This is a genomic window from Conyzicola sp. (assembly GCF_046714715.1).
In the GTDB taxonomy this organism is placed as follows: domain Bacteria; phylum Actinomycetota; class Actinomycetes; order Actinomycetales; family Microbacteriaceae; genus Conyzicola.
Window position 1 is genome coordinate 1 of the sequence record NZ_JBKKAD010000179.1, and the last position, 8,899, is coordinate 8,899.

General features: G+C 67.3%; 9 protein-coding genes and 1 pseudogene. 8 read left to right on the forward strand and 2 right to left on the reverse strand.

Annotation, left to right across the window (positions count from 1 at the left end):
* Positions 1 to 293 (forward strand): annotated as a pseudogene (locus ACLQ6X_RS14590) (hypothetical protein); the annotation flags it as partial.
* Positions 294 to 365: 72 nt separating this feature from the next.
* Here the strand turns inward: ACLQ6X_RS14590 and ACLQ6X_RS14595 are convergent.
* The gene (locus ACLQ6X_RS14595) at positions 366 to 881 is read right to left on the reverse strand and encodes a flavin reductase family protein (RefSeq protein WP_411700886.1); all 516 of its coding nucleotides are present in this window, start codon (positions 879 to 881) and stop codon (positions 366 to 368) included.
* Between the two features lie 79 nt (positions 882 to 960).
* Between ACLQ6X_RS14595 and hisD the strand changes: the two genes are divergently transcribed.
* The 3 genes from hisD (at position 961) to ACLQ6X_RS14610 (ending at position 3,886) form a co-directional block, all read left to right on the forward strand.
* A complete protein-coding gene (gene hisD, locus ACLQ6X_RS14600; RefSeq protein WP_411700887.1) occupies positions 961 to 2,271 on the forward strand; it encodes a histidinol dehydrogenase in 1,311 nt (436 codons plus the stop codon).
* A gap of 61 nt (positions 2,272 to 2,332) precedes the next feature.
* Positions 2,333 to 2,812: a transcriptional regulator NrdR gene (gene nrdR / locus ACLQ6X_RS14605; protein WP_411700888.1), complete on the forward strand. Its 480-nt coding sequence runs from the start codon at positions 2,333 to 2,335 to the stop codon at positions 2,810 to 2,812.
* Between the two features lie 45 nt (positions 2,813 to 2,857).
* Positions 2,858 to 3,886 (forward strand): quinone-dependent dihydroorotate dehydrogenase, encoded by a 1,029-nt coding sequence (locus tag ACLQ6X_RS14610; protein WP_411700889.1) that lies wholly within the window; start codon positions 2,858 to 2,860, stop codon positions 3,884 to 3,886.
* Between the two features lie 45 nt (positions 3,887 to 3,931).
* Here the strand turns inward: ACLQ6X_RS14610 and ACLQ6X_RS14615 are convergent, their stop codons facing one another.
* The gene (locus ACLQ6X_RS14615) at positions 3,932 to 4,516 is read right to left on the reverse strand and encodes a DUF3043 domain-containing protein (protein WP_411700890.1); all 585 of its coding nucleotides are present in this window, start codon (positions 4,514 to 4,516) and stop codon (positions 3,932 to 3,934) included.
* A 40-nt stretch (positions 4,517 to 4,556) separates the two neighbouring features.
* Here ACLQ6X_RS14615 and ACLQ6X_RS14620 point away from each other — a divergent pair, with 40 nt between their 5' ends.
* The 4 genes from ACLQ6X_RS14620 to ctaD all read left to right on the forward strand — a co-directional run.
* Positions 4,557 to 5,972 carry a dipeptidase gene (locus ACLQ6X_RS14620; RefSeq protein WP_411700891.1) on the forward strand — a complete coding sequence of 472 codons (1,416 nt, stop codon included), beginning with the start codon at positions 4,557 to 4,559 and terminating at the stop codon, positions 5,970 to 5,972.
* 10 nt (positions 5,973 to 5,982) lie between these two features.
* Positions 5,983 to 6,351 carry a HesB/IscA family protein gene (locus ACLQ6X_RS14625; RefSeq protein ID WP_411700892.1) on the forward strand — a complete coding sequence of 123 codons (369 nt, stop codon included), beginning with the start codon at positions 5,983 to 5,985 and terminating at the stop codon, positions 6,349 to 6,351.
* A gap of 107 nt (positions 6,352 to 6,458) precedes the next feature.
* Positions 6,459 to 7,328: a cytochrome c oxidase subunit II gene (gene coxB / locus ACLQ6X_RS14630; RefSeq protein ID WP_411700894.1), complete on the forward strand. Its 870-nt coding sequence runs from the start codon at positions 6,459 to 6,461 to the stop codon at positions 7,326 to 7,328.
* Positions 7,329 to 7,334: 6 nt separating this feature from the next.
* The coding region (gene ctaD / locus ACLQ6X_RS14635; RefSeq protein WP_411700893.1) for a cytochrome c oxidase subunit I at positions 7,335 to 8,899 on the forward strand (1,565 nt) is incomplete at its 3' end.

Here is an 8,899-nt window from a genome sequence, read left to right on the forward strand (position 1 = left end):
CACCGCCCGAGCTGCAGGTGCCGTTCTTCGACGCACAGGGGTTGATCGGGTACGCGGACTTCTACTGGCGCGAACTCGACCTCATCGTGGAGATCGACGGCAAGGCAAAGTACGGTCTGAACCGACACTTCCAGAAGGGTGTGCCCGTCGACGAACTCCTCTGGCAGGAGAAGCAGCGCGAAGACCGGCTGAGACGCGTCGTGGCGTCGTTCGAGCGTCTCGACTGGGAGATGATCGCCGATCGTCGAGAGCTTGCCCTGCGTCTAGCGCGGCACGGCCTCCGACGCGGATGACGCGATTCCGGCCCTATGAGCCCGCCGCGGACGCGTCATTCGGCCGGAAGCGGCTCATTTGCGAGCGAGCAGCTAGCCCAGCCCGCCCGGCTTCATGTAGGTGCGCTCGTGGTAGAGCAGCGCGTCGTCTTCGTCGCCGAGCGCGCCCTCTTCGATCTGCACGATGACCACGGCGTTGTTGTGCACGGGGTGCACCTCGATGATGCGCCCGACCATCCAGGCCGTGACATCCTTCAGCACCGGCACGCCGTGGGGGCCGGGCGCCCAGTGTCCGCCGACGAATCGCACGGCGTTGTCGGCGGCGAGCTTCTCGGCCTGGTGACGTGACCGCGGTCCGAGCGTGTGGATCGCCACGCGGTTGCCCACCGTCATGGCGGGCCAGGCGCTCGCGATGCGGGCCATGTTGAACGTGACGAGCGGCGGTACCGCGGCGAGACTCGCGAGGCTCGTCGCGGTGAAACCGACCGGGCTGCCGTCGGGGGAGAGCGACGTGATCGCGGCCACTCCGGCCGCGTGGCGCCTGAAGGTCTGCTTGAACGCCTCGAGGTCGGCGGGCTGGTCGGCTGGGGTCGGAGTGGTCTCGTTCATACGCAGGTGTCAATCATCAGCGAGCTCGGCCTATTCCCTGCGCGTCTTCACGGCGGCGCACAACTAACATGGTGAGGCCATGATCCAACTCATTGACCTCCGTGACCTTCAGCCTAATCGCGTCGACCTCGCCGAACTGATCCCCCGTTCCCAGAACGACTTCTCTCAGGCCACCGACATCGCGCAGGGCCTCATCGATGCCGTGCGCGAGCGCGGCGAAGCCGCCCTGCTCGACCAGGCCGAGCGCCTCGACGGGGTGCGCCCCGCCCAGATCCGCATCCACGCCGACGAGATCAACAGGGCCGTCCGCGACCTCGATCCCGCCGTGCGCGACGCGATCGAGGAGGCCATCCGCCGCGTCACGATCGCCTCGAAGGCGCAGCTGCCCGCGCCCGTCGTCACGACCCTCGGCCACGGCGCGCAGGTCATCCAGCGCTGGCAGCCGGTCAAGCGGGTCGGCCTCTACGTTCCCGGCGGCAAGGCGGTCTACCCGTCCAGCGTGGTGATGAACGTCGTTCCGGCCCAGGTCGCCGGCGTGTCATCCATCGCTCTCGCGTCTCCCGCGCAGAGGCAGTTCGACGGTTCCGTGCACCCGACCATCCTCGCCGCCGCCGGCCTGCTCGGCGTCGACGAGGTGTACGCCATGGGCGGTGCCGGCGCGGTCGGCGCCTTCGCCTACGGCGTGCCGTCGATCGGGCTCGACCCGGTGCACGTCATAACCGGACCCGGCAACCAGTACGTCACGGCGGCCAAGCGGCTCGTGCGGGGTGTCGCGGGAATCGACTCCGAGGCCGGCCCCACCGAGATCCTGGTGATCGCGGATGCCACGGCCAACGCCCGCCTCATCGCCGCCGACCTCGTCAGCCAGGCCGAGCACGACGAACTGGCTGCGGCGGTGCTCGTCACCGACTCCCCGGAGCTCGCCGACCGCGTGCGCGTCGAACTCGTGTCGGTCGCGGCATCCACTCACCACACGGCCCGTGTCGCGGAGGCCCTCGCCGGCCAGCAGTCGGCGATCGTGCTCGTCGCCGATCTCGCCGCCGCGGCCGCGTTCAGCAACGCCTACGGCCCCGAGCACCTCGAGATCCAGACCGAGGAGCCGGGCGCGGTGCTCGACCTCATCGACAGCGCGGGCGCCATCTTCCTCGGCGAGAACTCGCCGGTGAGCCTCGGCGACTACCTGGCCGGGTCGAACCACGTGCTTCCGACCGGCGGCCAGTCGCACTTCTCTTCGGGGCTCGGTGCCCACACGTTCCTGCGCCCGCAGCAGGTCATCAACTACGACCGTGCGGCGCTGCAGGCCGTGGAGGCCCGGATCGTCGCGCTCAGCTCGGCCGAAGACCTGCCGGCCCACGGCGACGCGGTCACCGCGCGGTTCACCCAGCAGTAATGCCGCGGCGCACCCCGGCCTCCCCACTTCGCGGGGGTGGCCGGGGTACAATCGATCCACCATGTTCTGCCCCTTTTGCCGCCACCCCGACAGCAGGGTCGTCGACTCCCGCACAAGCGACGACGGCATGTCGATCCGCCGCCGCAGGCAGTGCCCCGAGTGCGGCCGCCGTTTCAGCACCACCGAAACCGCGAGTCTCATGGTGATCAAGCGCAACGGCGTCGTCGAGCCGTTCAGCCGCGAGAAGATCGTGAGCGGTGTGCGCAAGGCCTGCCAGGGCCGCCCGGTGACCGACACCGACCTCGCCGTTCTCGCGCAGAAGGTGGAGGAGTCCATCCGGGCCACGGGCGCCGCCCAGATCGAGGCGAACGACATCGGCCTCGCGATCCTGCCCCCGCTGCGCGACCTCGACGAGGTGGCCTACCTCCGTTTCGCGAGCGTCTACCAGGGCTTCGATTCGCTCGACGATTTCGAAAGCGCGATCACGCTGCTGCGCGTCGCGCACGCGAACACCGCGGCCGCCGACACGAGCGGCGAATAGCGGCGCATCGCCCCCGCCGGTCGGCGCTGTAGCGTTGACCCCAGCATGTACAGATTCTTCTTCTCCACGGTCCTCACCCGCATCGACCCGGAGCGCGCCCACCACCTGGCCTTCGTCGTCATCCAGCGCCTGCCGCTCGCCGGCATCGGCGCGCTCGTGCGTCGGTTCACCCGGCCCGATCCGAGCCTCGCCGTCACGGCGCTCGGCCTGACGTTCGACTCGCCGTTCGGTGTCGCCGCCGGTTTCGACAAGGACGGTAACGCCATCCGCGGGCTCGGACAGCTCGGTTTCGGCCACGTGGAGGTCGGCACCATCACCGCGCGTCCCCAGCCGGGCAACCCGCGACCGCGCCTCTTCCGGCTCGTCGCCGACAGCGCCGTCATCAACCGCATGGGCTTCAACAACCACGGCGCCGCCGCCGCGCGCGACCGTCTCGCGAAAGAGGCGTCGCGGTCGTCGCGTCCGGTCATCGGCGTCAACATCGGTAAGTCCCGGGTGGTCGAGGTGGATGACGCGATCGCCGACTACCTCGAGAGCACCATGCTGCTGGCCCCCGCCGCCGATTACCTCGTGGTCAACGTCAGCTCGCCGAACACCCCGGGCCTCCGCGGCCTGCAGGAGCTCGACAAGCTGAAGCCGCTGCTCTCCGCCGTGCAGGGCGCCGCCGGCAGCACGCCGGTGCTGGTGAAGATCGCGCCCGACCTCGCCGACGACGAGGTGCGCCGCATCACCGCGCTCGCCCTCGAGCTGGGTCTCGACGGCATCATCGCCACTAACACGACGCTCTCGCGCGAGAACCTCGCCACCGACCCCGCGATCGTGGAGGCGGCCGGCGCCGGCGGGCTCTCCGGCGCTCCGCTGGCCGCCCGCTCGCTCGAGCTGCTCGTGCTCATCCGGTCGCTGGTGCCGGCCCACTTCTGCGTCATCTCGGTCGGCGGCGTCGACACCGCCGCCGATGTGCGCGCCCGCCTCGACGCCGGAGCGACCCTCGTGCAGGGCTACACGGCGTTCCTCTACCGCGGCCCGTTCTGGGCCAGGTCGATCAACCGCGGGCTCGCCGGGCTCAGCGCTTAAACGAAAAAGCCCGTCGCGTGCGACGGGCTTTCCGGTATCCAGAGGCTAGCTCGGGTACTGGCGGCGCTTGACCTGCGGCTTCGGCAGGCGCATCAGGCGCAGCTGCAGGGCGCGCATCGCGGCGTACCAGCGCAGGCCGGACTCGACCTTGTCGGCACCGAACTTGGCGGCCAGCTTCTTGCGGATGATCAGCCCGACGATCACGCAGTCGATCACGGCGGCGATGAAGAACAGCCAGAGCAGACCGAACGCTCCGACCTGCACTTCGGGCGAGGGGACGACGGTGGCGATCAGCACGATCACCATCACGGGGATGAGGAACTCGCCGATGCTCGTGCGGGCATCGATGTAGTCGCGCACATAGCGGCGCTGCACTCCGCGGTCGCGGGCGGGCATGTACTTCTCGACGCCGTTCGCCATGCCGATGCGCTGCTTGTCGCGCTCGGTGGCGAGCACGGCGCGCGACTGGCGGCGGGCCTCGGCGCGGTCGTTCGACACGAGCGGGCGCTTGCGCGCCTCTTCCTTCTCCTTGCGCGTGGGCGTGGGGCGCCCCTTGCCCGCGGAGGTGCTGTCTTGGTTGAGCTCGTACCGGGCGTCGTTGTCGGTCGAGTTGTCGGTGTTCCTGGCCACGATGAGTCCTTGCGATTGGGGGCGACTTAAGATTACCTCTATGACAGATTTCGAGCAGACAACCCCGGCCAACTCCCACCCGGAGCTCTCCGCCCTGAGGGAGTCCGTGCAGCTCGGGCTGCCCGCGGCGATCGCCGACCTCTCCCGCCTCGTGCGCATCCCGTCGGTGTCGTGGGACGGCTTCGACCCCGCCCACGTCGCCGCGAGCGCCGACGCCGTGAAGGGTCTCCTCGACGATCTCGGCGTGTTCGAGTCGGTCGAGATCGCACGCGCGCCGATCGGCTCGACCGACGCCCTCGGTCAGCCCGCCGTGCTCGCCACCCGCGCCGCACGCAACGGCCGCCCGACGATCCTGCTCTACGCGCACCACGACGTGCAGCCGCAGGGCGACGAAGACGACTGGGACTCGGCACCGTTCGAGCCGACGGTGCGCGGCGACCGCCTCTACGGGCGCGGCGCTTCCGACGATAAGGCCGGCGTGATGTCGCACGTCGCCGCCATCCGCGCGTTCGCCGCAACGGTGGGCCCCGACTTCGACCTCGGCCTCGCCGTCTTCATCGAGGGGGAGGAGGAGTTCGGTTCGCGCTCGTTCTCCAACTTCCTCGCCGAGAACGAGACCGCCCTGCGCGCCGACGTTATCATCGTCGCCGACTCCGACAACTGGAACGTCACCACCCCGTCGCTCACCGTCGCGCTGCGCGGCAACGTCGCCTTCAAGCTCAAGGTCTCCACTCTCGCCCACGCCTCGCACTCGGGCATGTACGGGGGAGCGGTTCCGGATGCCATGCTCGCGACGATTCGATTGCTCGCGACCCTGCACGACGAGGCCGGATCCGTCGCGGTCGCCGGTCTCACGACGCACGAGGCCGAAACGCCCGACTACCCCGAGCAGCAGTTGCGCGACGAGACGGGTCTGCTCGACGGTGTCTCGCCGATCGGCAGCGGACCCGTTCTCAGCCGCCTCTGGTGGCAGCCGGCGATCACCATCACCGGTATCGACGCCCCGACCGTTGTCAACGCGTCCAACACGCTCATCCCGTCGGTCACCGTCAAGCTGAGCGCCCGCATCGCGCCCGGCCAGACGGCGAGCGATGCCTACGCAGCGCTCGAGGCGCACCTCCTCGCCAACGCCCCGTTCGGCGCCCATATCGAGATCACCGACGTCGACCCCGGCAACCCGTTCCTCGTCGACACGTCGGGCTGGGCCGCGGTCGAGGCGAAGGCGGCGATGCACGAGGCGTGGGGCACAGAACCCGTCGAGACCGGCATCGGCGGCTCTATCCCGTTCATCGCCGACCTGGTCGAGGTCTTCGGTGACGCTCAGATCCTCGTGACCGGCGTGGAGGACCCAGACACCCGCGCCCACAGCCCAAACGAGTCGCAGCACCTGGGAGTCTTCCAACGCGCCATCCTCACCGAGGCCGTTTTGTTCGCAAAACTCAACGACCGCGCGTAGAATCGCGAACATGACTGACACCACCCTGACCACCGCTGCGCCGGTTACCGCGCACGGCGTCGGACTTTCGGATGCGGCAGCGCAGAAAGTCCGCAGCCTGATGACCCAGGAGGGTCGCGACGACCTTCGCCTGCGTGTCGCCGTCCAGCCGGGCGGTTGCTCGGGCCTCATTTACCAGCTGTACTTCGACGAACGTTTCCTCGACGGTGACGCTTCGGTCGACTTCGGCGACGGCGTCGAAGTCGTCGTAGACAAGATGAGCGTGCCGTATCTCGACGGCGCGTCGATCGATTTCGAAGACACGATCCAGAAGCAGGGCTTCACGATCGACAACCCGAATGCCGCGGGAAGCTGCGCATGCGGAGACTCGTTCCACTAGAAAATGGGTCGAGACACGACGCACAAGGGGCACTGACCGGAAGGTCGGTGCCCCTTCGGCGTTATAGACTCGAATAGTTCCAGTCCGTGTCATCCGAGAGGTTCCAGGTGCGCTCCAAACACCTAAGTCGATGGGCCATAGTGCCCATCGCGTTAGCAGTCTCGGTGGTTCTCGCCGGGTGCACGCAGGCCCAGTTGCAGGGCTACCTGCCGGGTGACCCCGACACCACCAACCACACGAGCCGCATCATGGGCCTGTGGGTCACCTCGTGGATCGTGCTCCTCGCGGTCGGTGTCACGACCTGGGCCCTCGTCATCTGGGCCGCCGTCGTCTACCGCCGCCGCCGTGGCCAGACCGGCCTCCCCGTGCAGCTGCGCTACAACCTCCCGGTCGAGATCTTCTACACGATCGTGCCCCTTATCCTCGTGCTCGGCTTCTTCGCTTTCACCGCGCGTGACCAGGCTGAGATCGAGGCCGACCCGGGCAACCCCGACGTCAAGGTCGAGGTGTTCGGCAAGCGCTGGGCGTGGGACTTCAACTACCTCAACGAGAACGTCTACAGCGCCGGCGTGCAGGCGACCGAGCTCGAGACCACCGACGGTGTCGACAACGACGCCCTCCCCGTTCTCTACCTGCCGGTAGACAAGAAGATCGAGATCGACATCGAGTCCCGCGATGTCATCCACTCGTTCTGGGTCATCGACTTCTTGTACAAGAAAGACATGATCCCCGGCAAGACGAACCACATGTACTTCACGCCGACCAAGATCGGCACCTACCAGGGCAAGTGCGCCGAGCTGTGTGGCGAATACCACTCGCTCATGCTCTTCCAGGTGAAGGTCGTGTCGCAGGACGACTACGACGCCTACATCGATGCCCAGCGTGCCGCCGGCTTCGAGGGTCGCCTCGGCGCCGAATACAACACGAACACCAACCTGCCGGGCACCGGCGCGGTTGACCACAGCGAAGAAGGCTAAGTCGCGATGAGCACAGCAACAGCAACGAGGCCAGGCCTCAGTACTCCCGCGGTAGTGCGTCGGGGCAACGTACTGGTCAGTTGGATCACCTCCACCGACCACAAGACCATCGGGTACATGTACCTGATCGCGTCGTTTGTGTTCTTCTGCCTCGGCGGCGTGATGGCCCTGCTGATCCGCGCCGAGCTCTTCGAGCCCGGCATGCAGATCCTGCAGACCAAGGAACAGTACAACCAGCTCTTCACGATGCACGGCACCGTGATGTTGCTGATGTTCGCTACTCCGCTGTTTGCCGGTTTCGCCAACGTCATCATGCCCCTGCAGATCGGCGCACCTGACGTCGCGTTCCCGCGGCTGAACGCCCTGGCGTTCTGGTTCTTCCTTTTCGGCTCCACCATCGCCGTCTCCGGCTTCATCACCCCGCAGGGTGCTGCATCCTTCGGTTGGTTCGCTTACGCGCCGCTGTCGAACACCACTTTCAGCCCGGGTATCGGCGGTGACCTGTGGGTCTTTGGCTTGGCGTTGTCCGGTTTCGGCACCATCCTGGGTGCGGTCAACTTCATCACCACCATCATCTGCATGCGCGCCCCGGGCATGACCATGTGGCGGATGCCCATCTTCACCTGGAACACGCTGGTCACGGCCATCCTGGTCCTCATGGCGTTCCCGCCGCTGGCTGCGGCACTGTTCGCGCTCGGTGCGGACCGACGCTTCGGCGCGCACATCTTCGACCCGGAAAACGGCGGCGCCGTCCTGTGGCAGCACCTGTTCTGGTTCTTCGGCCACCCCGAGGTGTACATCATCGCCCTGCCGTTCTTCGGCATCGTCTCGGAGATCTTCCCGGTCTTCAGCCGCAAGCCGATCTTCGGCTACAAGGGTCTTGTCTACGCAACGATCGCCATCGCCGCCCTGTCGGTGACCGTGTGGGCGCACCACATGTACGTGACCGGTTCGGTGCTGCTGCCGTTCTTCGCGTTCATGACCATGCTGATCGCGGTGCCCACCGGCGTGAAGTTCTTCAACTGGATCGGCACCATGTGGCGGGGTTCGATCACGTTCGAAACCCCCATGCTGTGGAGCATTGGCTTCCTGATCACCTTCCTGTTCGGTGGCCTGACAGGCATCATCCTGGCTTCTCCGCCGTTGGACTTCCACGTCTCTGACTCCTACTTTGTGGTGGCGCACTTCCACTACGTCGTGTTCGGCACCGTGGTCTTCGCGTTCTTCGGCGGTGTGTACTACTGGTTCCCCAAGCTCACCGGCCGGATGATGAACGACCGGCTCGGCAAGGTGCACTTCTGGACGCTGTTCGTCGGCTTCCACCTGACCTTCCTGGTGCAGCACTGGCTCGGCGCCGAGGGCATGCCGCGTCGGTACGCCGACTACCTGCCGAGCGACGGGTTCACCACGCTGAACATGGTGTCGACGGTGGGCGCGTTCGTGCTCGGGGCCTCGACCCTGCCCTTCATATACAACGCGGTCGTCAGCTTCCGCCGCGGCGAGAAGGCCGTCGGGGACGACCCCTGGGGCTTCGGGAACTCGATGGAGTGGGCGACGTCCTGCCCCCCGCC